This is a genomic window from Paractinoplanes maris (genome assembly GCF_023544465.1).
Taxonomy (GTDB): Bacteria; Actinomycetota; Actinomycetes; order Mycobacteriales; family Micromonosporaceae; genus Actinoplanes; species Actinoplanes maris.
The window spans coordinates 609,641-633,575 of sequence record NZ_JALPVL010000004.1; the positions used below are offsets into that span (position 1 = coordinate 609,641).

The window sequence follows — 23,935 nt, forward strand, 5'->3', positions numbered from 1 at the left end:
GTATGTCACACACTACTGGTCGGGGGAAGGCTCCAGGTGGGGCCGCAGGGTCGGGCGGTCCACGGCGAAAGCCTCGGCCGGCACCCGCGGCGCCCGCCCCAGGAGGAGGTCGCCCAGCAGTTCGCCGGTCGCGGTGGAGAGCACGATGCCGGCCCCCTCGTGCCCGGTCGCGTGCCACAGCCCCGGCAGCCGCGGGTCGGGCCCGATCACCGGCAGATGGTCGGGAACGAAGGGCCGGAAACCCCCGTACGCCCGCATCACCGCCACGCCGGCCAGGAACGGGAAAAGCACGAGCGCCTTGGCCGCCACCGCCGACAGCACCCGCGCCTCGATGCGCTCGTCGAAACCGCGCCGCTCGCGCGACGACCCGATCAGCACCGTGCCCGCCGCCGTCGACTCGACCACGCTGGAGGTCTGCAGCGCAGCGTCGTCGGAGCCGACCGCGCCGACGTAGTCCGCGTCGTACACCTTGTGCCGGATCCGTTGGCGCATCCGCGTGGTGACCAGGATCGTGCCGCGGCGCGGGCGCACCGGCAGCTCGACGCCCAGCCGCCGCGCGACCTCGCCCGACCACGGTCCGGCCGCCACCACGACGTGATCACCGCTGACGTCGCCGCCGGACGTGGCGACCCCGGTCAGCCGGTCGCCGCCGCGCAGCGGTCCGAGCACTTCGACTCCCTGCCGCACCGAAGCACCGTGCCGCCGGGCCACCGCGAGCAGGGCCTCGGTGGCGATGGCCGGCTGCACCTGTGCGTCCTGCGGATAGAAGATCGCCGCGGTGTGGGCGGAATTGAGGTCGGGCTCGTAGTCGAGGCCGTCGACTTCCGCGGCGGAGACACCGGCCGTCCGCTGCAGATCGGCGAACGCGCGGAGGGCCGCGGCGCCGGCGTCGGTGGTCGCCACGACGAGACCACCCTTGGTCTCGTACTCGATCGACGGGAAGGTGTCCGCGACCTCCGGAAGAAGGGAACGCCACAGCGTGAGGGACCGCAACGCCAGCGACAGCTCGGCCCCCGGCCCCTTGTCGGAGACCAGCAGGTTGCCCTCGCCGGCGGCCGACGTGCCCCCGGCCGACGCCGACCGGTCGAGCACCACCACCGACACCCCCGCCATCGCCAGCTCGCGCGCGATCGCCGCGCCGACGATCCCGGCCCCGACCACCACCACCTTCACTGCTCGGCCCGCCCGCTCCACCACCCGGTGACGTGCCCGAGGTGCCGGCGCATCAGCTCCTCGGCGCCCGCGCCGTCGCCCGCCTCGAGCAGGTCGAGCAGCGTCAGGTGCTCGGCCGACGACTCGGCCAGCTCGGGGGAGCCGAGCATGGTGGCCAGCCCGACCAGCCGGGTCTGCTGGCGCAGGTCGCCGACCAGGGTGACCAGCCGGTCGATGCCGGTCAGACTGAGCAGGTGCAGGTGAAAGGTGGTGTCCGCGGTCAGATAGGTCGGCAGGTCGGACGCGGCCGCACTGGTCACGATCGCCTCGGCCTCGGCGCGCAGCCGGGCCAGCTCGGGCCGGCCGATCGCCCCGGCCAGCAGCCGCATCGGCGGTGCCTCGAGCCACTGGCGGATCTGCACGATCTCGGCCAGATCCTGCTCGCTGACCGCGGTGACCCGGAAGCCCTTGTTGCGCGCGATCTCCACGAAACCACGCTTTTCCAGGTTGAGCAGAGCCTCCCGGACGGGGGTGGCCGACACGTCGAACCGGGCCGCCAGCGTCGGGGCGGTCAGCATCGTGCCCGGGGCGAACTCGCCGGAGACGATGGCCGCGGCCACGGCGTCCTCCACGTGCTGCCGGAAGCTGCCGGCCGTGCGCAGCGGGCCGATGAGCGGTGACGTCATGGCGGTTGCCCTCCTTCGGTGGTATGTGACATGGTACAGCGCATGATCTCGGCGGAACAGGTGAGCGCGCTCGGCTTTCCGCGGGCGATCGCCGCCCTCCGCGCCGCCCTGGCCGGCGGCCTCGACCCCGAGACCGAGCCGGCCCGCGTGCCGATCGGGTTCGGCGACGGCGAGGTGCTGGTCATGCCCTCCGGCGACGAGCGCATCGCCGGCATCAAGCTGGTCGGCATCGCCCCGGGCAACCCCGCGCGCGGTCTGCCCCGCATCCACGGTGTCTACGTGCTGTTCGACGCGCCCACGCTGGTGCCGCGGGCCATTCTCGACGGTGCCGCGCTCACCTCGCTGCGCACCCCGGCCGTCTCGGCTCTCGGCGTCGACCTGGTGGCGCCACCCGACGCCCGCAAGCTCGTCGTCTTCGGCGCCGGCCCGCAGGCGCTCGGCCACATCCGGGCGCTCCGGGCGGTGCGGCCGCTCGATTCCGTACGGATTGTGGGCCGCAACCGCGACCGGGCCGCCGCCCTCGCCGCCGAGGCGGGTGCCGAGCTCGCCGGGCCGGAGTCCGTGGCCGACGCCGACATCGTGGCCTGCTGCACCACCGCGCGCGAGCCCCTCTTCGACGGCCGGCTCCTCGGTGACCGCACCGTGGTGGTCGCGGTCGGTTCCCACGAGCCGGCTGCCCGGGAGGTCGACACCGAGACCGTACGGCGGTGCGGCGCGCTGGTGGAGTCGCGCGCGACCGCCGTACGGGAAGCCGGTGACCTCATTCAGGCCGGCATCACCGAGGATGAGCTGGTGACCTTTGCCGACCTGGTCCGGGGAACCACCCCCGCCCGGCCCAGACTGATCAAAACCGTGGGGATGGGCTGGGAGGATCTTGTGATCGCGGACGCTGTGGTGACCGACCTATGACCGACCTGTCGGCGCTCGTCCTGCCCGACCGCCATCCCACGAGCACCTGGCTGGCCGAGGTGGTCGAGGCCGAGCGGGCCGGGGTGCACACGGTCTGGACCTACGACCACCTCACCTGGCCCCTGCTGCGCGACAACCCGTGGTATGGCTGCGTGCCGCTGCTCGCCGCCGCGGCCGGCGCCACCGAGCGGGTCCGGCTCGGCGTGCAGGTCGCCACGCCCAACTACCGCCACCCGGTGCCGTTCGCCAAGGAGCTGATGACCCTCGACCAGCTCAGCGGCGGCCGCCTCGAGGTCGGCCTGGGCGCCGGCACCGAGAGCCTCGACGCGCAGGTGCTGGGGAACCCGCCGCTGACCCCGCGCGAGCGGATGGACCGGTTCGCCGAGTGGATCGGCCTGCTCGACAAGCTGCTGGTCGAGCCGATCGTGACCGAGCACGGCGACCGCTACACCGCGATCGACGCCCATCAGCTGCCCGGCTGCGTGCAGAGCCCGCGCGTCCCGTTCACCGTGGCCGGCACCGGCCCGCGCTCGCTGCGCCTGGTCGCCCGGCACGGTCAGGCCTGGGTCACCTACGGCCCGTACGGTCCGGCGGTCGGCCCGGACGAGTGGTTCGCCGCGCTGGAGAAGCAGTCACAGCAACTCGACGCGGTGCTCGAGGGCCGCCGGATCCGCCGGATCGTCAACGTCGGGCTCGAGTCGTACTGGCCGTTCGAGAGCCGCGACCGCTACGCCGACACCGTGGGCCGGCTGGCCGGCCTGGGCTTCGACGAGGTGAGCGTGCACTGGCCGCGCCCCGACGACCGCGGCGTCCCGGCCCGGGCGCTGGGCGACGTGCTGGCCGTCCACGGCCTGTGACTCCCGGACTCTGACGCGTTCCCCCGGTCCGCCGGCCGGCGCGATCGTCCATGCTGACCGGATGGCATTGACGTGGCTGGACGAGCCGAGTGTGGACGCGTTGCGGGCCGCACTGCGCACGGTGGCGCCCGACCTGGCCGACGGCACGATCGTGACCCGTGGGTTGGAACCGAGCGAGGATCCACAGTGGTGCACGGCCAGTGCCGACGTCGATGGCCGGTTCGTGGTGAAGTTCGCCTGGGCCCAGCCTCCCGCATCGCGGATCTGGCATCAGGCGCGGCTGCTCGACGCGTTGCGGGTGGCCGCGCCGTGCTTGCCGTTGCCCACGGTGGTGACCGCGTCCCGGAATCCGGCGATGCTGGTCACCCGCCGGGCGGCGGCGATGCCGTTCTTCGACGTCCGGCACCTGATCGCGCCGGGTGATCGGCCGACGGTCGCGGGTGATCTCGCCGCGGTCCTGGCGGCTCTGCACGATCCGGACGTGCTGACGGCGGTGTCCGGGGCGTTGGGCCCCCTGCCCGAGCCGATGGCGCCTGCCTCGACGGACACCCTCCGCGCCCGATTCGGAGCGCTGATCCGGCCCGATCAGCGGGACCGGGTGTCAGCTTGGTGCGATGAGGTGGACCGGGTACTCGCGGCGCCCGGCCGGGCCGTTCTGGTGCACGGCGACCTCCACGGCGACAATCACCTCTGGGACCGCGAGTCGTTGCGGCTGCACCTGGTCGTCGACTGGGAGACCGCGGGCATCGGCGAACCCGAGTTCGACCTGCGATGCCTGCCCGGGGACTGCGGTGTCGAACTGTTCACCGCGACGGTGGCCCAGTACGAGCGGATGTCCGGCCGGACGGTGAACATGGACCGGATCATGGCTTGGCATGTGCGCGCCGTTCTCAGTGACGTGTTGTGGCGGGCCGAGGCCGGAGTCGCGTTGCCGGACCGTCGCACGCCGGCGCAATGGGTCGATGATCTGGGCGCCCGGTTCACCGCTCTCGGAACGTTCGGCTGAGCAGCGGCTCAGCACGCGCCGGCGAAGGAGGCGCCCGAGCTGATTCTCCAACCCGCTACGCGGCCGGCGACGATGCCAGGCCGTTTCTCGATTCCGCTACGCGGCGGGCGACCGACGCCAGGCCGTTTCTCGATTCCGCTACGCGGCGGGCGACCGACGCCAGGCCGTTTCTCGATCCCGCTACGCGGCCAGGGACCCGGCCAGGCCGTCGAGGTGGGACGAGAAGCCCAGCGGCGCCCGGCCGTCGGGGCGGGCGCTGGTCACGACCGGGCAGGTGGCGTCGGCGACCACGCGGTAGCCGGCAACCCGGAGGCGGGTGATCAGGTCCCGGTCCTCGTCGTGGTCGAGCGGGCGGAAGCCGTCCACGGCCAGGTAGGCCGGGGCCGCGACGCCGAGGTTGGCTCCGTGCACGTGGGCGGCCGAGGCGGCGTAGCGGCTGTCGTAGAGGCCGGGCAGCGCGGCCGGCCAGCCGGCCCAGTCGTCGACCATTACCGTGCCGGCCAGCAGGTCGGTGCCGGCGGCGGCGTGCGTGAGGTGCCACAGCAGCCATTCGGGCGCGACCCGGCTGTCGGCGTCGGTGGTGGCCAGCCAGAGGCCGTCGGGGCCGTCGCGCAGGGCGTGGGTCAGGCCGGTGGCGCGGGCCCGGCCCACGTTGCGGGCGTCGACCGTCAGGACCGTCACGCCGGCCGCGGCGGCCAGGACGGCGGTGTCGTCGGTGCAGGCGTCGGCGACCACGATCACCTCGACCGGCAGCGGGACGGCGGCGGTGGCCGCGGCCAGGCTGGTCAGGCAGGCCGGCAGCAGGTCGTGCTCGTTGTGGGCGGGCACGACGACGGCGATCCGGTTCATGCGAGCCCCTCGCGCTGGGCCACCGAGAAAGCCTCGGGCGGCGTACGGGTGAAGACCTCGAGCAGGAAGTCGGCCTCCTCGTGCCGGGACTGACGGGCCAGCCCGGGCGTGGCGGCCAGCAGCGCGTGCACGTCGTCGCCGGAGCGGGCGTGCTCGTCGACCGGGCGCCGCCAGTGCACGGCCACCAGGTCGCCGCCCGGTTCCAGCGAGGCCACCGTGCGCTCGACCAGGGTGGCCAGGTCGCTGTCGTCGAAGTAGTAACCGAGCTCGGACAGCACGATCAGGTCGAACGTGTCGTCCGGCCAGTCGGCCGGCATCCGGGCCGGGCTCAGCGTCACGTGCGGGAAAACGGCGAGGTGGGTGGCCGCCGAGGCGATCGCGGCCGGCACGGCGTCGACCGCGAACACGTGGTCGCACCGCTCGGCCAGCCGGGCGGTGAGCCGGCCGGTCGAGCAGCCGGGCTCGAACGCCGACTTGTAACGGCGGCGGGGCAGCGACGCCACGGTCAGCGCGTGCTTGCGGGCGTCGTACCAGCGGCTGTCGAAACTCCATGGGTCGCTGCTACGCGCGTACATGTGCTCGAAATAGCTCTGCGGCGTGGTCACCGGAAGACCACCTCGAAGGGGCGGGAGAACCGGGCCAGGACGTGCGGGGGCAGGATCGCCGCGTCGGCCGGCTCGGGACCCAGGGCCGCGATCTGGCTGGGGAAAGCAGCGATGGCGGCGGCCTTGGCGGCCTGCGCGGCCGGGCTCAGATCGATCCGGTACGCCCGGTGCCAGGGCACCCGGGGGTCGGCCGGCTCGGCCCAGTGCCACGTCCAGATCGGGTATTCCAGCAGGATCGCGCCGGTGGCCGCGCACGCGCGGGCCGCGGCCCGGCCGACCGCCTCGTGGTCGGGGTGACCGTCCTCGCGCCACGTGGCCAGGCACCAGCGCCCCGGGGTCAGCCGCCCGGTCAGCGCCTCGGCCACCGCGTCCTCGTCGATCTTGCCGTCGGGCTGGGCCAGCCGGTGCACGGGCGCGTCGCCCAGCCCGAGCCGGCGCAACGCCTCGGCGGTCTCGGCCCGGCGGATCGTGGCCAGCTCGCCCTGGGTGTGCACGGTCGATCCCGGGTGGGAGGCCTCGCCGTCGGTCACGGCCACCAGTTCGGCCGCGTCCAGCGTCGCCATCAGCCCGGCCACGCCCAGGATCTCGTCGTCGGGATGCGGGGCGACGATCAGCGGCGGCTCGGCGGCGTCGAGCGGCAAGGCCGGCCACTGCGCCACGGCCGGCCAGGACTGCCAGCCCTGCTCGGCGGTGCCCGCGCCGGCGATCGGCCTCACCACGGCGACTTCCCGGTCCGCACCAGGGCGCCGAGCTGTTCGAGGTCGGCCTCGGCGTGGCTCTGCCGCAGATAGACGGTGAGGTCGGCGACCCGGTGGGCGTGCTGCTCGTCGCGGCCCAGCGGTCCGGCGCCGAGCGCCCGCCCGACCCGGTCGATGACCTCGGTGGCGGCGGCCTCGGCGGTGGCCCGCACGCGCAGCGCGAGCCGGTGCTGGATCGCCAGCGGGTCGGCGTCGATGATGGCGGCCGCCTCGAGGAGCACGGCCCGGGCGGCGCCCAGCGCGACGTCGACCGCGCCCAGGTGGGCCATCGTGTGCGGATCGTCCTTGCCCGAGTCGTGCAGGGCGTCGGCGATGCCGAGGGCGCCGCCGTACCAGCAGGCGGCCACGCCGATGCCGCCGTGCCAGAAGCCGGGCCGCTCGACGTAGCAGCCGGGGCCGCCGACCGGCCGGGCCGGCGCGTCGGTGAAGCGGATCGTGCGGCTGTCGCTGGCCGCCATGCCCACGGCCGGCCAGGTGCCGTCCAGGGGTTCGGCGTGCGGCGGCTCGTTGGTCACGGCGAAGAGCCGGACGCCGTCCTCGGCCTCCGCGGTGACCAGTGCGTGCGTGCACCACCCGGCGCCCGAGCACCACGGGCGGTCCCCGCTCACCCGCCAGGCGCCGCCGTCGCGGACGGCGGTGAGCGACCGGGGTACGGCGGCCCATACTCCCCAGCGCTCGCCGTCCTCGCCCGGCCCGTCGTCGTCCAGTTCGGCCCGGATCGCGACGGCATCGGCGTGGCCCTCACCGAGGCGGGCAACCACCGGGCTGATGCGGCCGAGTTCGGCCAACCGGCGGAGGCGTTCCGCCGTGGCGCCCCCTCCGGGCAGGGGCAGATCCGGTGATTCGATCATGAGCACGGGCGGCTGATACCCCGGCGGCCACCCGGGTAACCCGCTATCGCGCGGGCCACCAACGCCTGATCGCCAAGCCGGTGACCAGCGCGGTGGCCGCGATCGCCCCGCCGACCTGGGCCCGGTTCCACCGCCCCGGGCCGCCCTCCTCGCGGGGCTGCGGGCCGAAGATGTTGCCGTCGTTCGGGGCGATCCGGCGCCGGGACAGGCCGCCGTGCTTCATCAGCGTGGTGACCAGGGCGTTGTAGACCGGGGGCAACGCGGTGAAGCCGAATTCGATCAGACGGTTGGTCGCGCCGACCGAGGCCTCGGGGCGGGGCTTGTCGGCCTGCTTGAGCACCCGGGCGGCGACCCGCTCGGCCGTGTCGACCGGCGGCGGTGGGCGGCCGACGAACCCCGCGTAGTTGGCCGCGCTGGTGTAGATCGGCGTGTCGACGCTGCCCGGCGCCACCGAGCAGACGTGGATGTTCCGCGCGTCCCGGGTCTCCTGTTGCAGCGTGCGCACCAGGCCGCGCAGGCCCCACTTCGAGGTCACGTAGGCCGACATGTACGGCACGGTGATGTGCGCCAGCAGCGAGCCGACCAGGATCAGCGTGCCGTGCCCCTGCGCGCGGAACTGGCGCAGCGCGGTGCGGGCGACGTTGGCCGTGCCCAGCAGGTCGGTCGCGATCACCTGCTCGAACACCTCGGGCGGCAGATCCTCGAACTTCCCGTACGCCATGACCGCGGCCGAGTCGGCCCACACGTCGATCCGCCCGTACCGCTCGACAGCCGCCTTCCGCAGGGCTTCGAGGTCGCTGCGACTGGTGATGTCGGTGGGGACCACCAGGGGGTCGTTGCCGCAGGCCTCGGCCACGGCGATCAGGTCCTGCTCGCTGCGGGCGGCCAGAACCACCCGGTCGCCCCGGCGGGTGAACGCCAGGGCCGCGGCCCGGCCGATGCCACTGGAGGCGCCGGTCAGCACCACTACACGTGAACTCATGACCGGATTGCATACCCGAACGATCACCGGGTATCCGGCATCACATGCGTGCATTGACATGGCAAGGAACCGGCAAGGTCACCGTGGAGACCGTTCCCGACCCGGTGATCCAGGAGCCGACCGACGCGATCGTGCGGATGACCTCCACCGCGATCTGCGGCTCGGACCTGCACCTGTACGACGTCCTGGGCATGTATCTGGACGCGGGCGACATCCTCGGGCACGAGCCGATGGGTATCGTCGAAGCGGTCGGGTCCGAGGTCACCCACATCAAGCCGGGCGACCGTGTGGTCATCCCGTTCAACATCTCCTGCGGGCACTGCTTCTACTGCCGCAAGGGCTTCTTCGCCCAGTGCGAGACGACCCAGGTCAAGGATCAGGGCAAGGGTGCGTCGCTGTTCGGCTACACCAAGCTCTACGGTCAGGTGCCGGGCGGGCAGGCCGAGCTGCTGCGGGTGCCGCAGGCGCACTTCGGCCCGATCAAGGTGCCCGACCACCACCCCGACGAGCGTTATCTGTTCCTCTCCGACGTGCTGACCACCTCGTGGCAGGCTGCCCAGTGGGCCGACATCGAGCCCGGCAGCACGGTGCTGGTGACCGGTCTCGGCCCGATCGGCCAGATGTCGGCCCGGATCGCCCGCCACCTGGGCGCCGGCCGCGTGATCGCCGTCGACAACGTGCCCGAGCGCAACGCGATGGCCGAGCGCAACGGCATCGAGGTGCTCGACTTCGACAAGGTCGACAACATCGGTGACGCCGTTCGCGACATGACCCACGGCCGCGGCGCCGACTCGGTGATCGAGGCGGTCGGCATGGAGGCGCACGGCACCCCGTTCCAGTCCGCCGCCATGAAGGCGGCCGGGCTGCTGCCCGACGGGCTGGCCCGCAAGGCGACCGAGACGTTCGGCGTCGACCGGATGGGTGCGCTGCGTACGGCCTTCGACTCGGTGCGCCGGGCCGGCACGATCTCCATCATCGGCGTCTACGGCGGCGAGGCCGACCCGTTCCCGATGATGGACCTGTTCGACAAGGGCGTGACCCTGCGGATGGGCCAGGCCCACGTCAAGCAGTGGGTCGACGACATCCTGCCCCTGCTGACCGGTGACGACGACCCGCTGGGGGTCGACGACCTGACCACCCACCGCCTCCCGCTCGAAGAGGCCCCGCACGGTTACGACATCTTCAAGAAGAAGGAGGACGGCTGCATCAAGGTCGTTCTCAAGCCGTAGGCAAGGAGAAAGGGCCCGCCGTAGCCGGCGGGCCCTCTGCGTTCGGGTGGTTACTCCTGGGCCGAGCCGGGCTCGGCCATCTTGCGGTGCATCTCCGCCTTGGCCTTGTCCGGCATGACCTTCGACGCCGCGCCCTGGACCTTGGTCTTCAGGGAGCCGGCGACAACCTTCTCCTTGTCCTTCATCAGCGCGTCGAAGCCCTGCTTGGCCACCACGGCCGGGTCGTCCTTCTTGCCGGCGCCGACCCGGGTGTCGTCCATCTCGGCGCGGTGGAAGAAGTTGGTGTCGGTCGGGCCGGGCATCAACGACGTGATGGTGACGTCGGTGTCCTTCAGCTCGGCCCGCAGCGCCTCGGCGAACGACTGCACGAACGACTTCGAGGCGTTGTAGACGGCCTGATAGGTGCCGGGCATGGTGGACGCGATCGACGAGGTGAACAGCACCTGTCCCGAGTCGCGGGCGACCATGTCGGGCAGCACCCGCTTGGCCAGGTGCACGGTCGACGTGACGTTCACGTCGATGACGTTCAACTCGTCGGTCAGCGAGGTCTGATGGGTGAAGTCACCGCCGATACCGCGACCGGCGTTGAGCGCGATCGCGTCGACCGGACGGCCGGTCTCGAGAACGGCCGCGTAGACGGCCTCGACACCCTCGAAGTGGGCCAGGTCGGCCTTGACGGCCACCACCTGGTTCTGCCCGTCGCGGCGCAGCGCGGTGGCCGCCTCCTCGATGGCGTCGTCCTCGGCGGTGACGAGCAGGTCGTAGCCGTGCTCGGCGAACTGCCGGGCGAGCTCGAAGCCGATCCCGCTGGACGCGCCGGTGACTACTGCGAACGGATTCGTCGTCGAATTCATGGCAGTGGGGTGCCCCGGCTCGATCGGGTTATGCGTTTCAGCTCAACGCGTCCAGCAGGAAATCGACCAGCTTGCCGGCGTGCGCGCTGCCGTCGGGCGGCGCGGTCAGCGCGTGCATCATGGCCCCGCCGATCAGCGTCTCGAGCAGCAGCGTGACCGACACGGCGGGGGAGAGCTCACCCCGGGCCATGCCGCGCCGGACGATCGCGCGGGCGGCCAGCGTCTGCGCCGCGCGGGTGGCCGCGTAGTTCTCGGCGACGCCGGGGATCGTGCGGCCCTCGATCATCAGCCGCATCGCGGCCCGGCTCGACGGGCCGGCATAGACGTCGAGGATCTGGGTGGCCAGCTCGACCAGGTCGCCGCGCAGGGTGCCGGTGTCGACGTCGCTGACATGCGGCAGGCTGGCCGTCAGGGCATCGGTCAGCAGCGACTCCTTGGTGCTCCAGCGCAGATAGAGCGAGGCCTTGCCGACGCCCGCCCGCCGCGCCACGGCCTCCATGGCGAAGCCGGCCCACCCGGTCTCACCGAACTGGTCCATGGCCGCCCGCTCGATGCGGCGGTCGACCTCGGGATCGCGCGGCCGGCCGGACGAGCTCATGACATGTCCTTCTTATTGCTGAACGGTTACCGTCACGATACACTTTGGATATCGAAACGCAAGACGTTCAGTAATTCCGGCGTGGAGGAAGCCATGAGGGACGGCCCCGGCACGATCCTGGTCGGCATCGACGGATCCACATCCTCCTTACGCGCGGCCGCCTATGCGCTGGGCATGGCCCGCCGCCAGGGCAGCCGCCTGATCGTCGTCTATGTGCGCACCCCGCCACCGGCCCTGCTGCCCCTGGCCGACACGGGCGGCGCGGCCGCCACGATCATCGACACCCAGGACGCGGTGGAGCGGGAGCTGCGAGCCGCCTTCGACGAGCGCGTCCAGGATCTCGGCATCGACGCCCGCCTGGTGGTCCGGGCCGGTGAGCCCTACACCGAGCTGTGCGACGCCGCCCGCGAGGTCCAGGCCGACGCGGTGATCGTGGGCCGCTCGGCCAACTTCCTGCACCGGGTGGCCGGCTCGATCGGCAACAAACTGGTGCGCTGCGGTCGCTGGCCGGTCACCGTGGTGCCGTGACGCCGCCGGGCGGCCGCGGACATCAGGGTCGCACCCTCATGCGCGGTCGTGACGCTCCACCGCGCGGGCGATCTCGACGCGCGAGCCGACCGACAGTTTGTGGAACAGATGGCGGATGTGGGTCTCGACCGTCTTGCGGCTCAGATAGAGCTCCTCGGCGATCTCCGCGTTGGTGCGGCGGTCGGTGATCAGCCGGGCCACCTCGAGCTCGCGCTCGGTCAGCGTGGCCAGCCCGGAGCTCCGGTCGCTGCGGCGGTGCACTTGCCGGTGACCCAGGCGCCGCATCAGGCGCTCGGCCTCGGCCCGCCGCCGCGGAGCCCCGCACCGGTCGTAGACGTCGCGGACCAGCTGGAGATTCCGGACGGCCTCCTCGACGTCACCCGCCTCGGCCAGCGCCCGCGCGGCCAGCAGCCGGGCGGCCGCCGCCTCCAGCACGGTGCCGTGCCGGGCGGCTTCCAGCGCGAGTTCCGCGGCCTCGCGCGGGCGGCCCTGATGCAGAGCCACCAGGGCCAGCCCCTTGCCCTCGGCCCGGGGAACCCGGCCCACGGCCAGCTCCTGGTGGACGATCACCTCGCGGGCGGCCGGGCGCAGCGGGGCCGGGATCAGGTCGAGGCCGGGAACGACGGCCGCGGCGGCCCGGCCCGACTCGACCAGGGCGACGGCCAGCGCGAGCCGTGACCAGACGCCGGGCAGCGTGTTCACCTCCGGGCCCTGCGCGGCCACGCTCTCCTCGGCCAGGGTGCGCGCCAGGGTGGCATCGCCGCTGATGGCCGCGACCGAGGAGCGGGCGGTCAGCGCCCAGCCCAGCATCGAGGCGTTGCCCGAGGCGCGGGAGATCTCGACGGCCTCGTCGAGCACGGCCGCCGCCTCCGGCAACCGGCCCGCCGCGGCCCGCACCAGACCGGTCCAGAACATCACCGGGACGTGGTGGTGGACCAGCGCCAGCGCGCGTTCCGCGTGCCGCCCGGCGTCCGCGAGCCGCCCGGCCAGGAACTCGGCCGCGGCCAGCTGGCCGATGATCGGCTCCGGCGAGATCTCCAGCTCCTCGTCGGACTGGGCGTCGAGCAGGGCCGCCGCCTCGGTGCAGGCCTCGGCGGCCGCGGCTTCGTCCCCGGCGAACGCGGTGCTGAAGGCCAGCCGCATGGCGGCCCCGGCGACGGCGCGGGGCTCGCCGAGTCGTACGGCGGCCGCGCGTGCCCGCTGCGACCACGCGACCGCGGCGCCGAACTCGAGGCGGAACAGATGGTCCTGGGCGATCGCGGTCATCAGCGTGACCGCCTCGGCCGGGTGGGCCTCGCCGACGCGGTCGAGGGCGGTGGTGAGCCGCCGGTGGGCGGCGTCGTGGTGGCCCAGCGTGTGCTCGAGGCCGGCGCAGTCCGCGATCAGGGCGACCCGGGTGGTCACCTGGTCGGGCGGCAGCAGGGCGATGGCCTGGACGAGGGCATCGCGGGCCCGCTCGAGGTGGCCGGCCGCGCCCAGCGCCCCGCCGAGTGCGGCCCACAGCCCGGGGGCCGGTCGCAGGTCGATCGCGTGCTGGTACCACCGGGCGGCCTCGCCGGGTGCCCGCCGCACCACGTCGTCGCCGGCCGCTCGCAGCAGTGCCACGGCGTCGGCGTCGCCGGGCCGCGCGGCCTGCACGATGTGGTGGGCCCGCCCGGCCGGGGGCACCCCACGCTCGGCCAGCGCGGCGGCCAGACGCTCGTGGGCACCGACCCGCCAGGCGCGAGGAGCGGCGTCGTAGACGGCCCGGCGCAGCAGCGGATGCCGGAACCGGAACCGGCGGGGCGCGTCGGTCGGCCGCACCAGATCACGGTCGAGCAGCACGTCGAGCGCCTGGGCGACCGTCGTCTCGGGCTGCTCGGCGGCGGTCGCGACCAGCTCCAGCAGGAACGGGTCGCCGGTCACGGCGGCGCCCTCCAGCACCCGGCGTACGCCCCGATCGAGCAGGGCCAGCTCGTCCGCCATGGCCACCGAGACCGCGGCCGGGACGTCGCCGCCGGCCGGAACGGACCGGGCGGCCGCCCCGGGAGCACGACCGGCCCGGGCCAGCTGTCCCAGATAGAACGGGTTACCCCCGCTGTCGGCGTAGAGGGCCGCGCCCTCGGCCCCGAGCAGTTCGCGGGCATCACCCAGGCTCAGCGGCCCCAGGTCGAGGCGGGTCACCAGGGTCCCGGCCCGGTCGAGGCTTGCGGTCAGCCGGCGCGCGGTCTGCCGGGGCCGCAGCGCCAGCCCGAGCAGCACGGGCGCCACCGGCGGGCGCCGCAGCAGTCCGCAGACCAGCTCGACCGACGCCGAATCAGCCCAGTGCAGGTCGTCCAGGAGCAGCACGGCGGGCGTCGGCCCGGCCAGCACCTCGAGCAGCTGACGCATCGCGCGGTGAGCCCGATAGCGCGGATCCCCGCGGCCCCCGGCCGGCGTCGAGCCGGCGGGCCAGGACGGCAGCAGGCCGGCCAGCTCGGACCGGGTCTCGTCGTCCAGACCGGCCAGGCGGTCCGGCTCGGCCGCGCGCAGGTATTCGTCGAGCGCGTCGACGAACAGCCAGAACGGCAGGTCGCGTTCGAACTCCGAGGCGCTGCCGGCCAGCACGAGCATGCCCCGCGCGTCGGCCCGCGCGCCGAGCTCGGCCAGCATCCGGCTCTTGCCGATGCCCGGCTCGCCGGCCAGCACGGTCACCGCGGCACCGCCGGCCGGCAGCGCGTCGAGCAGCGTTTCGACCGTGCTCACTTCGGCGCCGCGTCCGACCAGGACGCGACCGGGCTCCGTCATGAGGATCAGGGTCGCACCCCGATGTCCGCCCGCGCGAGAGTGACGAGGCTCATCGTTGTGCCGCTCTTCCTCCTCCACAACCGACACACGGCCGGCGACTGCGGCGTCGTGTTCGCCGCCTTCCGCGGTTTCCCGAGCCCGCTGCGGCACAGCGCGGCCCTGGCCACCTGCCGCGGCGGCGGGCACGAGGTCTGGTGGCGCACCACCGCCGCCGACGAGACGACCGCGCTGCGCCAGCTGCCGAGCTACGTCGCCACGACCAGCACCGCCACCCGTGTCGAGTGGTTCGACACCCCGTGAGACCCGTTCTCCGCCGACACCTGGAGCCATCCATGAACCGCACGCTGCCTGCCACCACCGATGTCGTCATCGCCGGCGCCGGGCCGACCGGGCTGACCCTGGCCTGCGCCCTCGCCGCCCGCGGGATCGACCATCTGCTGCTCGACGGGGCCGAGAAGGGGGCCAACACCTCCCGGGCCGCGGTCGTCCACGCCCGGACGCTGGAGGTCCTCGACGAGCTCGGGGTCAGCGACGACCTGTGCCGCCGGGGCATCGAGGCCACCAAGTTCACCGTCCGCGACCGCGACCGGGCCCTCTTCCAGGTGCCGTTCGCGGGGCTGCCGACCAAATACCCGTACACGTTGATGCTGCCCCAGGACCAGACCGAGCGGATCCTCACCGAGCATCTGGAGGCGAGCGGCGGCGCGGTGCGCTGGCGGCACCGGGTCACCGGCCTCGACCAGGGCACGGTGACGGTGGCCGGGCCCGACGGCTCGGTGCAGCAGGTCCGCGCCCGCTACGTCGCGGGCTGCGACGGGATGAACAGCGTCGTCCGCGAGCAGGCCGGCATCGGCTTCACCGGCTCGCGCTACGCCGAGTCCTTCGTGCTGGCCGACGTCACCCTGACCTGGCCGTACGAACTCGACGAGGTGCACCTGTTCTTCGCGCCGCGGGGACTGGTCGTGGTCGCGCCCCTGCCCGACGGCCGCTACCGCATCGTGGCCACGCTCGACGACGCCCCCGAACATCCCACCGTGGACGACGTGCAGCGCCTGCTCGACGAGCGCGGCCCACGCGTACGGCCCGGCACGGTGACCGGGTTGACCTGGAGCTCCCGGTTCCGGGTGCACCACCGCCTCGCCGACACCTATCGGCGCGGGCCGGTGTTCCTGGCCGGCGACGCCGCCCACGTGCACAGCCCGGCCGGCGGCCAGGGCATGAACACCGGCATCCAGGACGCGGTGGCACTGGCCCGGCTGCTGAGCGAGGCGGTCGGCGGCGGGGCGGCCGACCTGGATTCGTACGAGGCGGAGCGCCGCCCGGTCGCGGCCGGGGTCGTGGCCATGACCGACCGCCTGACCCGGGCGGCCACGGTCCGCAACCCGGTGGCCCGGGTGATCCGCAACGCCGCCCTCACGGTCGCCGGCCGCTCCCCCCGACTTCAGCGGAAGATGGCGTTCAACCTGTCCGAGCTGTCGATCGACGACGCCCGCTCGCCGGCGCTGCGATGAACAGGATCGTCAGGCGCCGGCGGTGAAGGGGATCGTCAGGCGCCGGCGTCCTGCCGGCGCTGGTGTTCCTGGTTCTGCCGGAGGGCCTCCTCGAGCTGGTCCTCGAGGATGATGATGCGGCAGGCGGCCTCCAGGGCGGTGCCCTGCTCGACCATCTCGCGGGCTCGCGCGGCCAGCCGGAGCTGGTATCGGGAGTAGCGGCGGTGCCCGCCGGCCGACCGGAACGGCGTGATCAGTTTCGCCTCGTCCAACCGGCGCAGGAAGTCTTGCGAAGCGCCGGTGATCTCCGCGGCGCGGCCCATGGTGTAGGCGGGGTAGTCGTCGTCGCCGAACATGTCGTCGGACTGGGGCATATACGCATCTCTCCAAGACGAGGGCCCCGGCGCAACAGCACCGGGGCCCAGGGTTACGGGTAAGAACACCATTTACCGACAGGTTCGTCGGGTTGTCGTATCCGCATCAGCCGCCGTCGGCGGCACAGGATGCGAGGATCGCATAAGCGTGACCGGAGACCACCTCTCGTTCGATGGAGACTGCGGTGACCGCCCCAGGCCTGAGAACTGCGCCCCGGTGGCGGGCGATCCAACGGTGTTGGTCCCTCCCTTTCCTCTGCTTTCGGTGTGCTGATGGTGCTGTGGTGCCGGTAGTGCTGTGGTGCCGGTAGTGCTGAGTTGCTGTCCGCCGGTGGCGAAGCCCCACGCGTTTCATGGCCTCACGCACGTGCGACGGGATTTGGTGCGGCGGCAGTTGCTGCCACCGCGGTGCCGAGCGAGCCACGAAAATCCGGGCCCTGCTTGACGCTCGGTCTTACGTCCGCGTCTTTGGTGTACCTCGTTGTTCGACTCCAGGAACGTTAGCCAACCTCCGCGAGAAAGTCTAGTAAGTTCGTCATAGATTTTCTCGTGGGCGTGTCGAGACCCTGAACCGGCCTCTCACCGGGTCGCCTCGCCCAGCCGGCGGACCGCGGTCATCAGCAGGTTCCAGAAGGCGTCCACCTCCAGCCCGACCGCGACGTCGGCATTCGGCGGCCGGCCGGTGCGGCGGTGGAGGTCGACGACGGTGGCCCCGCGGGTGTGGGTGCCGGTCAGCTCCACGGCGACCGGGACGTGGACGGTGTGGACGACCGACGGGTCGATCACCGCGGCCACGGCGATCGGGTCGTGCACCGGCGGGTCGGCGAGCCCGAACGTCCGCAGGTAGGCACCCGCGAAGAACGTCATCAACTCCGCACAGACCGTGCCCAGCCGGGTGTCCATCGCGCGGAACCGGTCGATGATCGCCGGGGTCGCCAAGGCCTGGTGCGTGACGTTCAGGCCGATCATCGTGACCGGGAGACCCGATCGCAGCACGACGTCGGCCGCCTCGGGATCGGTGACGATGTTGAACTCGCCGTACGGTGTCGTGTTGCCCCGCTCGGTGGAGCCGCCCATGAAGACGATGCGGCGGATCCGCGGGGCGACCTCGGGATGATCGCGCAGCAGCAGCGCGACGTTGGTGAGCGGGCCGAGGGCGATCAGCTCGACCGGCTCGGCCGAGGCCATCAGCAGCCGGCGCATCAGCTCGACCCCGGGCCCGTCCGCCGGCTCGGCCACCGGCCCGTCGAGGTCGGGCCCGTCGAGGCCGGACGAGCCGTGGATGTCGGCCGCGACGGTGAGCTCGCCGATCAGCGGCCGGTCGCTCCCGGCGGCGACCGGGATGCCGGTGGCGCCGGCCAGGGCGAGGATCCGTAGTGCGTTGCGGGTGGTCTTGTCGAGGGTCTGGTTGCCGGCGACCGTGCTGACACCGAGCAGGCGCAGCCGCGGGTCACCGACGGCCAGCAGCAGGGCCAGCGCGTCGTCGTGTCCCGGGTCGCAGTCGACGATCACCGGCCGGGGAGCGGAATCGGTCACGCCACGACGATATTGTTCGTGGCTGTGATGACCGAGCCGGACCTGCGCCTCGGCGTCGACGAGCTCACCCGCCGCGAGCCGGTCTTCGCCGGAGTCGTGGCCCGGCACGGGCCGCCGCCGCTGTGGGGGCGCCCGCCGGGGCTGGCCTCGCTGCTGCACATCATGCTGGAGCAGCAGGTGTCGCTCGCGTCGGCGCGGGCGGTGTTCGACCGGCTCCGGGCGCTGGCCGGCCCGCTCACCGCCGAGAGTCTGCTCGAGCTCGACGACCGGCAGCTGCGCGAGGCCGGGTTGAGCCGGCAGAAGGCCCGTTACGCCCGGGCCGTGGCCGCCGCGGTCGTGGACGGCTCGCTGGATTTCGCGGCCCTGTCCGAGCTGCCCGACGACCAGGTGGACGCCCAGCTCCAGGCGGTGCCGGGGATCGGGCCGTGGACCTCGGCGATCTACCGCCTCTCGGTGCTCGGCCGGCCCGACGCGTGGCCGGCGAGCGACCTCGCCGTCATCGCCGGGATCGCCGCGCTGTGGCAGTTGCCGGCGCTGCCCACCCCGGCCGAGACGATCCTGCGGGCCGAGGCCTGGCGGCCGTGGCGGGCGGTGGCGGCCCGCCTGATCTGGCAGGAGTATCTGGGGGCCCGGGCGAAGCGGTGAACTTGCGGATCTCTGTTTTCATGCGCTGGTGCAGCAGATAGAACGGGTAGGTCAAGGCGCCCGCGGTGGCCGGCCATCGCACGTCCCAGCCGTCGGTGGCCCCCAGCGCGATCGCGGTCAGCACGACCACCACGACAGTGAGGATGATCAGCGCGGGCGCGCGGGGCACCACGAAACCGGGGTGCAGGTCGGCCACCCGCGCCGCCATCCGGGGCAGCGCGAGGAGCCAGCCGCCGATCACCAGAGCCCCCAGCCACGGGGTGGGCCCGTACCGGCGGATCAGGCACAGTGCCTGCCCGATCACGAAATACGGTGCGAAGCCCGGCATGACCACCACCGCGGTCCACTCCGGCAGCAGCGGGCCGGCCGAGGCGGCGACCAGCCAGACGGTGGCGAAGCCGGCCACCCGCCGGTAGGTCAGGCCCCACACCACCAGCACCGCGAACAGCAGATAGAAACGGAGCTCGACCCAGAGCGTCCAATAGACGGTGTCGACCAGCGGGATCCCCATCGGCTCGGCCAGCATGCTCAGGTTGGCCAGGATTTCCCGTACGGTGGGCGCCCCGCTCACCGGCACGCCGGTGCGCACCGGCAGCAGCGTCACCACCGTCGCGGTGAGCAGCACACACGCCCAGAACGCCAGATAGAGCCGGGCGACCCGGGCTGCCGCGAACTGCCGGGGCGTCCGGTCGAAGGCGCTCATCCCGATCACGAACCCGCTGAGCAGGAAGAACATCTCGACGCCGAGGAAGCCGTAGATCAGGACGTGGCTCGCCGTGGGCAGGTGGTATTCGGGCAGCCGCACGCCGTCCAGGCGCCACGAGACGGAGTAGTGGTAGCCCGCGACGCACTAGCCCGTACGGCTGGTCCAGAAGTCGCCGAGGTCGTTGGCCAGCCATAGCGGGGCCGTGGTGAGCGTGTCCCAGAGGAACACCTCGGGCCCGCCGTCGCGGGGCACGCAGAAGGAACCGCCGGTGCCGTCGTCGCCGAACGCCACCAGCTCGCGCCGGCGGGGACCGTCCTTGGCCCACTCGGTCTCGTTGCGCCCGGGCAGCTCGGCCAGCGGCCAGATCACGAACCACCGGCCGCGTTCGTCGTAGACGCCGTCGCTGATCAGGTACAACCGGCGCAGCTGAAGGGGCAGGACGGCCGCCAGCTGCTCCTCGTGGAGCGCGAGGTCCTCCTCGGTGGCGCCCGGCCGCAGCTGAAAGCCGGCGGCCGTGGTCAGCAGGCGATGCCAGTCAGTGAGAACCATGTCCGAATTGTCCCATAAAGTGGCTTACGGTCGAGTGATCGCGACGTGGTGGCGACCCAGCGGAAGCATCAGCGGCTTGCCCGAGGTGGGGTCGGTGATGACCTGACTGTCGAGGCCGAAGACGGCCCGTACGCAATCCTCGGTCAGCACCGCGGACGGCTCGCCGGCCGCGTGCAGCTTGCCGTCGGCCAGCGCGATCAGATGGTCGGCGTAGCGGGCGGCCATGTTCAGGTCGTGCAGCACCATCACGATCGTCGTGCCCCGATTGCGGTTGAGGTCGGTCAGCAGGTCGAGCACCTCGACCTGGTGGCTGACGTCGAGGAAGGTCGTCGGCTCGTCGAGCAGCAGCAGGTCGGTCTGCTGGGCCAGCGCCATGGCGATCCAGACCCGCTGGCGCTGGCCGCCGGACAGTTCGTCGACCGACCGGTCGGCCAGGTCGGCCGTGTGCGTGGCGTCCAGCGCGGCGGCCACCGCGGCATCGTCCTCGCGGCTCCAGCGCGACAGCAGGCGCTGATGCGGGTTGCGGCCGCGGCCGACCAGGTCCGAGACGGTGATGCCCTCGGGGGCGACCGGCGACTGGGGGAGCAGGCCGAGCGTGCGGGCCAGCTCCTTGGCCGGCATCTTGTGCACCTCGCGGCCGTCGAGCAGCACGTGGCCGGCGCGCGGCGCGAGCAGCCGCGACATCGAGCGCAGCAGTGTCGACTTGCCGCAGGCGTTGGCCCCGACGATCGCGGTGATCTTCCCCGGCGGGAGGGTCAGGTCGAGCGATTCGATGACGGTGCGGTCGCCGTAGCCCAGTCTCAGCGACGAGACGAGCAGCGAGTGAGTGGCGGTCACAGGGAGCCTCCCGCGCGGTTGGTGCGGATGAGCAGATAGACGAGGTAGGGCGCGCCGAGTACGCCGGTGACGACGCCGACCGGGTAGCGGATGTCGAACGCGTACTGGCCGATCAGGTCGGCCACCAGCACCAGCAGCGCGCCGACCAGGCCGGCCGGCACGAGCAGCGACCCGGCCGAGCCGATGATCCGGGCGGCGATCGGGCCGGACAGGAAGGCCACGAAGGCGATCGGCCCGGTGGCGGCGGTGGCGAAGGCGAGCAGGCCCACGGCGGCGACGATCACCACGATGCGGGTGCGTTCCAGCCGTACGCCCAGGGCGGCCGCCGTGTCGTCGCCGAGCTGCAGCATGAACAGGTTGCGGGCCTGCCCGAGCAGCAGCGGCCCGAGCACCAGCAGGGCCAGGGCCACCTGAGCCGTCTCGTCCCAGGTGGCGCCGTTGAGGCTGCCGGTCAGCCAGCGCTGGGCCTGCTGCAGGTCCCACTGGGCGGCCTGGCTCAGAACGTACGCGGTGGCGCTGTCCAGCATGGCGGCGATGCCGATGCCGATCAGGATGAGCCGGGTGCCGGCCACCCCGTCGCGGAACGACAGCGTGTAGACGATGATCGCCACGGCCAGCCCGGCCCCGATGGCGAAGGCCGACACGCCGGTCTCGGTCAGCCCGAGCACCACGATGGCGAAGGCCGCCGCCGCGCTCGCGCCGGACGTGATGCCGATGACGTCGGGACTGGCCAGGGGGTTGCGCAGCATCGTCTGGAAGGTGACGCCGCCCATCCCGAAGCAGAAGCCGGCCAGGGCGGCCAGGGTCGCGCGCGGCAGCCGCAGCTCGCCCACGGTGAACGACGCGCCCGGCACGGTCTCACCCAGGATCACCCGCCAGATCTCGGACGGCGGGTAGAAGGTCTCGCCGACCATCAGGTTGACCCCGTACGCCGCGACGACCAGCGTGGCCAGCAGGCCGATGACCAGGGCGCGGCGGCGCGAGCGCCGGACGCGGCTGCCGGTGACCGCGGCGAGGGTCGGCGAAAGGGAAGTGCTCACAGCTCGCGCACCTTCTGCCGCCGGACGAAGTAGATGAAGAACGGGGCGCCGATCAGCGCCGTGATGATGCCGACGTCGATCTCCTGCGGGCGCGCCACCACCCGGCCCACCACGTCGGCCGCGGTCAGCAGGGCCGCGCCGATCAGGGCCGAGAAGGGCAGCAGCCAGCGGTGGTCGAGGCCGACGAGCAGCCGGCAGAAGTGCGGGACGACCAGGCCCACGAAGGCGATCGGGCCGGCCACGGCGGTGGACGCGCCGCACAGCAGCACGGCTCCCAGAGCGGCCACCCCGCGCGTGACGGCCACCCGCTCGCCGAGCCCGGCCGCCAGGTCGTCGCCGAGGGCCAGGGAGTTGAGCGCCTTGGCCGACAGCAGCGAGACCGCGAAGCCGACGGCCAGGAACGGCAGCACCAGGCGCAGGCTGTCGTAGCTGGCCCCGCCGACGCCGCCGATCATCCACGACTGGAAACCCGTGGCGATGTCGCTCCGCGGGAGCACGAACGCACTGATCAGCGACGCGAGCGCGGCCGAGATGGCGGCGCCGGCCAGGGCCAGCTTGAGCGGGGTGGCCCCGCCCCGGCCGAGCGAGCCCACGGCGTACACGAAAACAGCCGCCACCGCGGCGCCGAGAATGGCCACCCAGATGTAGCCGGCCGCCGAGGCCAGGCCGAACGAGACGATGCCGGTGACCACGGCCAGCGAGGCGCCCATGTTGACGCCGAGGATGCCGGGGTCGGCCAGCGGGTTGCGGGTGACGCCCTGCATGACCGCGCCGGCCAGGCCGAGCGCGGCGCCGACGGCGACGGCCAGGAACGTGCGCGGGATGCGCTTGACCACGGCCGCCTGGGCCAGGGTGTCGGTCTGGCCCCGCACGCCGGCCACGATGTCGGCCCAGCCGACGATCCGCGAGCCGAACGCGACCGACGCGATCATGATCAGCACGAGCGCGGCCAGGGCGGCCAGGATCCAGAGCGTACGCACCCGGGCCGGGCGCCGCCGGTCGACGGCGGCACCCGGCCCGGGACGGGAGTCGAGCTGCGTCATGACACCTTGTCAGCGGCGGTCGCGAGCAGGTTGACGTAGTCGTCGAGCACGTACGGGATGGCCAGCACGGTCGGGTTGGCCGCCGTGGCCAGCGGGGTGCTGCCGACCAGGCTGACCACCGAGCCCCGCTTGAGCGCCGGGATCTTCGACAGCAGCGGGTCGGCCTGCAGCTTGGCCAGCTGGTCCTCGCTGTCGGCGTACATCACGATGACGTCGACGTCGTCGAACGCCTGGATCTGCTCGGCGCTCTTGTTCAGCGTGAACGCGTCGGTGCCCGCCGAGTCCTTCTCGACCACGTCGGCGATCTTGAGGCCGAGGTCGCTGAAGAACTGGGTCCGGGTGTCGTGGCTGGTGTAGTAGCCGATCTTGCTGAGGTCGGTCGGGTCGATGTGCGTCACGAACATCGTCTGCTTGCCGGCCAGCTGCGGCTTCTTCGCGGCCGCGTCCGTCATCGCCTTCTCGGTGCTCGCGATCAGCTCGTTGCCCTGCGCCTCGAGGCCGAGAGCCTGGCTCGAGAGCTTCACGATGTCACGCCACGGGGTGGCCCAGGGAGCGTCCGGGTAGGCGACGACCGGCGCGATCTTGCTCAGCGTGTCGTAGTCCTGCTGGGTGAGGCCCGAGTAGGTGGCCAGGATGACGTCCGGCTTGGTGTTCGCGACCGCCTCGAACGCGATGCCGTCGGTCTCGTCGAACATGACCGGGGTCTGCCCGCCGAGCTGCTTGATCTTCTCGCCGACCCACGGCAGCATGCCGTCGCCGTCGTCGTCACCGAAGTTGGCCTTGGCCATGCCGACCGGCACGATGCCCAGCGCCAGCGGCACCTCGTGGTTCTCCCACTGCACGGTGGCGACCCGCTCGGGCTTCTTCTCGATGGTGGTCGTGCCGAGCTTGTGCTTGATGGTGATCGGGAACGAGGCGGTCGCGGCGGAGCTGCCGCCGGCCGCCGGCTCGGCCGGCTCGTCGGAACCGCCACCGCAGGCGGCGAGCGCCAGGGCGGTGGCGGTGGCGACAGCAGCCGCCAGCAAACGGTGAGCGCGCATGCGCGGTCTCCAGTTCTACAATCTTCAAGTAAGGGGTGCCTAACC

25 protein-coding genes and 1 pseudogene are annotated in these 23,935 nt (G+C 72.8%); 8 read left to right on the plus strand and 18 right to left on the minus strand.

Going from position 1 to position 23,935, the window contains the following annotated elements; all coding sequences use genetic code 11:
* Positions 1 to 12: 12 nt before the first annotated feature.
* The gene (locus tag NAG42_RS14940) at positions 13 to 1,167 is read right to left on the minus strand and encodes an NAD(P)/FAD-dependent oxidoreductase (RefSeq protein ID WP_250030832.1); all 1,155 of its coding nucleotides are present in this window, start codon (positions 1,165 to 1,167) and stop codon (positions 13 to 15) included.
* 2 nt (positions 1,168 to 1,169) lie between these two features.
* Positions 1,170 to 1,838: a GntR family transcriptional regulator gene (locus NAG42_RS14945; RefSeq protein WP_250030833.1), complete on the minus strand. Its 669-nt coding sequence runs from the start codon at positions 1,836 to 1,838 to the stop codon at positions 1,170 to 1,172.
* 42 nt (positions 1,839 to 1,880) lie between these two features.
* Here NAG42_RS14945 and NAG42_RS14950 point away from each other — a divergent pair, with 42 nt between their 5' ends.
* From NAG42_RS14950 to NAG42_RS14960, 3 genes are all read left to right on the plus strand, one after another.
* Positions 1,881 to 2,747, plus strand: coding sequence for an ornithine cyclodeaminase family protein (locus NAG42_RS14950; protein WP_250030834.1), 867 nt, complete (start codon positions 1,881 to 1,883; stop codon positions 2,745 to 2,747).
* Positions 2,744 to 3,604, plus strand: coding sequence for an LLM class flavin-dependent oxidoreductase (locus tag NAG42_RS14955; RefSeq protein ID WP_250030835.1), 861 nt, complete (start codon positions 2,744 to 2,746; stop codon positions 3,602 to 3,604). Before NAG42_RS14950 ends, NAG42_RS14955 begins: the two co-directional genes overlap by 4 nt.
* A 61-nt stretch (positions 3,605 to 3,665) precedes the next feature.
* Complete coding sequence (locus NAG42_RS14960; RefSeq protein ID WP_250030836.1) at positions 3,666 to 4,610, plus strand: phosphotransferase family protein; 945 nt, start codon at positions 3,666 to 3,668, stop codon at positions 4,608 to 4,610.
* Between the two features lie 180 nt (positions 4,611 to 4,790).
* Here the strand turns inward: NAG42_RS14960 and NAG42_RS14965 are convergent, their stop codons facing one another.
* The 5 genes from NAG42_RS14965 to NAG42_RS14985 are packed head-to-tail and all read right to left on the minus strand — an operon-like array spanning position 4,791 to position 8,655.
* Positions 4,791 to 5,459 carry a glycosyltransferase family 2 protein gene (locus NAG42_RS14965; protein ID WP_250030837.1) on the minus strand — a complete coding sequence of 223 codons (669 nt, stop codon included), beginning with the start codon at positions 5,457 to 5,459 and terminating at the stop codon, positions 4,791 to 4,793.
* The gene (locus tag NAG42_RS14970; protein ID WP_250030838.1) at positions 5,456 to 6,064 is read right to left on the minus strand and encodes an SAM-dependent methyltransferase; all 609 of its coding nucleotides are present in this window, start codon (positions 6,062 to 6,064) and stop codon (positions 5,456 to 5,458) included. The genes NAG42_RS14965 and NAG42_RS14970 overlap by 4 nt, the downstream gene beginning before the upstream one ends.
* On the minus strand, positions 6,061 to 6,783 hold the full coding sequence (locus tag NAG42_RS14975) for a PIG-L deacetylase family protein (RefSeq protein ID WP_250030839.1): 723 nt from the start codon (positions 6,781 to 6,783) through the stop codon (positions 6,061 to 6,063). The genes NAG42_RS14970 and NAG42_RS14975 overlap by 4 nt, the downstream gene beginning before the upstream one ends.
* Positions 6,777 to 7,673, minus strand: a complete 897-nt coding sequence (locus NAG42_RS14980; RefSeq protein ID WP_250030902.1) for an acyl-CoA dehydrogenase family protein — start codon at positions 7,671 to 7,673, stop codon at positions 6,777 to 6,779. Before NAG42_RS14980 ends, NAG42_RS14975 begins: the two co-directional genes overlap by 7 nt.
* Before the next feature lie 43 nt (positions 7,674 to 7,716).
* Positions 7,717 to 8,655 carry an SDR family NAD(P)-dependent oxidoreductase gene (locus NAG42_RS14985; protein WP_250030840.1) on the minus strand — a complete coding sequence of 313 codons (939 nt, stop codon included), beginning with the start codon at positions 8,653 to 8,655 and terminating at the stop codon, positions 7,717 to 7,719.
* A 44-nt stretch (positions 8,656 to 8,699) separates the two neighbouring features.
* Here NAG42_RS14985 and NAG42_RS14990 point away from each other — a divergent pair, with 44 nt between their 5' ends.
* Positions 8,700 to 9,884: a zinc-dependent alcohol dehydrogenase gene (locus NAG42_RS14990; RefSeq protein WP_250030841.1), complete on the plus strand. Its 1,185-nt coding sequence runs from the start codon at positions 8,700 to 8,702 to the stop codon at positions 9,882 to 9,884.
* A gap of 50 nt (positions 9,885 to 9,934) precedes the next feature.
* On the opposite strand, the gene NAG42_RS14995 is transcribed toward NAG42_RS14990, so the two are convergent.
* Positions 9,935 to 10,738, minus strand: a complete 804-nt coding sequence (locus NAG42_RS14995) for an SDR family NAD(P)-dependent oxidoreductase (RefSeq protein WP_250030842.1) — start codon at positions 10,736 to 10,738, stop codon at positions 9,935 to 9,937.
* A gap of 37 nt (positions 10,739 to 10,775) precedes the next feature.
* Positions 10,776 to 11,336 (minus strand): TetR/AcrR family transcriptional regulator, encoded by a 561-nt coding sequence (locus NAG42_RS15000; protein WP_250030843.1) that lies wholly within the window; start codon positions 11,334 to 11,336, stop codon positions 10,776 to 10,778.
* A 93-nt stretch (positions 11,337 to 11,429) separates the two neighbouring features.
* Between NAG42_RS15000 and NAG42_RS15005 the strand changes: the two genes are divergently transcribed.
* Positions 11,430 to 11,864, plus strand: a complete 435-nt coding sequence (locus NAG42_RS15005; protein WP_250030844.1) for a universal stress protein — start codon at positions 11,430 to 11,432, stop codon at positions 11,862 to 11,864.
* A 36-nt stretch (positions 11,865 to 11,900) separates the two neighbouring features.
* Here the strand turns inward: NAG42_RS15005 and NAG42_RS15010 are convergent, their stop codons facing one another.
* Entirely contained in the window at positions 11,901 to 14,630 is a 2,730-nt protein-coding gene (locus NAG42_RS15010) for an ATP-binding protein (RefSeq protein WP_250030845.1), read from the minus strand.
* Between the two features lie 57 nt (positions 14,631 to 14,687).
* Between NAG42_RS15010 and NAG42_RS15015 the strand changes: the two genes are divergently transcribed.
* Together NAG42_RS15015 and NAG42_RS15020 are read left to right on the plus strand one after the other, a co-directional pair.
* A complete protein-coding gene (locus NAG42_RS15015; RefSeq protein ID WP_250030846.1) occupies positions 14,688 to 14,930 on the plus strand; it encodes a hypothetical protein in 243 nt (80 codons plus the stop codon).
* Between the two features lie 32 nt (positions 14,931 to 14,962).
* Positions 14,963 to 16,141, plus strand: a complete 1,179-nt coding sequence (locus NAG42_RS15020; RefSeq protein ID WP_250030847.1) for an FAD-dependent oxidoreductase — start codon at positions 14,963 to 14,965, stop codon at positions 16,139 to 16,141.
* 35 nt (positions 16,142 to 16,176) lie between these two features.
* Here the strand turns inward: NAG42_RS15020 and NAG42_RS15025 are convergent, their stop codons facing one another.
* Positions 16,177 to 16,494, minus strand: a complete 318-nt coding sequence (locus NAG42_RS15025) for a helix-turn-helix domain-containing protein (protein WP_250030848.1) — start codon at positions 16,492 to 16,494, stop codon at positions 16,177 to 16,179.
* Between the two features lie 579 nt (positions 16,495 to 17,073).
* On the minus strand, positions 17,074 to 18,030 hold the full coding sequence (locus tag NAG42_RS15030) for a nucleoside hydrolase (protein ID WP_250030849.1): 957 nt from the start codon (positions 18,028 to 18,030) through the stop codon (positions 17,074 to 17,076).
* 27 nt (positions 18,031 to 18,057) lie between these two features.
* On the opposite strand from NAG42_RS15030, the gene NAG42_RS15035 reads away from it, so the two are divergent.
* A complete protein-coding gene (locus NAG42_RS15035) occupies positions 18,058 to 18,675 on the plus strand; it encodes a DNA-3-methyladenine glycosylase family protein (protein WP_250030903.1) in 618 nt (205 codons plus the stop codon).
* A 37-nt stretch (positions 18,676 to 18,712) separates the two neighbouring features.
* On the opposite strand, the pseudogene NAG42_RS15040 reads toward NAG42_RS15035, so the two are convergent.
* The 6 genes and pseudogenes from NAG42_RS15040 to NAG42_RS15065 all read right to left on the minus strand — a co-directional run.
* A pseudogene (locus NAG42_RS15040) lies at positions 18,713 to 19,510 on the minus strand (acyltransferase family protein); the annotation flags it as partial.
* 15 nt (positions 19,511 to 19,525) lie between these two features.
* Positions 19,526 to 19,930, minus strand: a complete 405-nt coding sequence (locus NAG42_RS15045; protein ID WP_250030850.1) for an SMI1/KNR4 family protein — start codon at positions 19,928 to 19,930, stop codon at positions 19,526 to 19,528.
* Positions 19,931 to 19,954: 24 nt separating this feature from the next.
* Positions 19,955 to 20,767 (minus strand): ABC transporter ATP-binding protein, encoded by an 813-nt coding sequence (locus NAG42_RS15050; protein WP_250030851.1) that lies wholly within the window; start codon positions 20,765 to 20,767, stop codon positions 19,955 to 19,957.
* Positions 20,764 to 21,807 (minus strand): FecCD family ABC transporter permease, encoded by a 1,044-nt coding sequence (locus tag NAG42_RS15055; RefSeq protein ID WP_250030852.1) that lies wholly within the window; start codon positions 21,805 to 21,807, stop codon positions 20,764 to 20,766. The genes NAG42_RS15050 and NAG42_RS15055 overlap by 4 nt, the downstream gene beginning before the upstream one ends.
* Positions 21,804 to 22,850: a FecCD family ABC transporter permease gene (locus NAG42_RS15060; protein WP_250030853.1), complete on the minus strand. Its 1,047-nt coding sequence runs from the start codon at positions 22,848 to 22,850 to the stop codon at positions 21,804 to 21,806. Before NAG42_RS15060 ends, NAG42_RS15055 begins: the two co-directional genes overlap by 4 nt.
* The gene (locus tag NAG42_RS15065) at positions 22,847 to 23,890 is read right to left on the minus strand and encodes an iron-siderophore ABC transporter substrate-binding protein (protein ID WP_250030854.1); all 1,044 of its coding nucleotides are present in this window, start codon (positions 23,888 to 23,890) and stop codon (positions 22,847 to 22,849) included. The genes NAG42_RS15060 and NAG42_RS15065 overlap by 4 nt, the downstream gene beginning before the upstream one ends.
* Between the last annotated feature and the right edge of the window lie 45 nt (positions 23,891 to 23,935).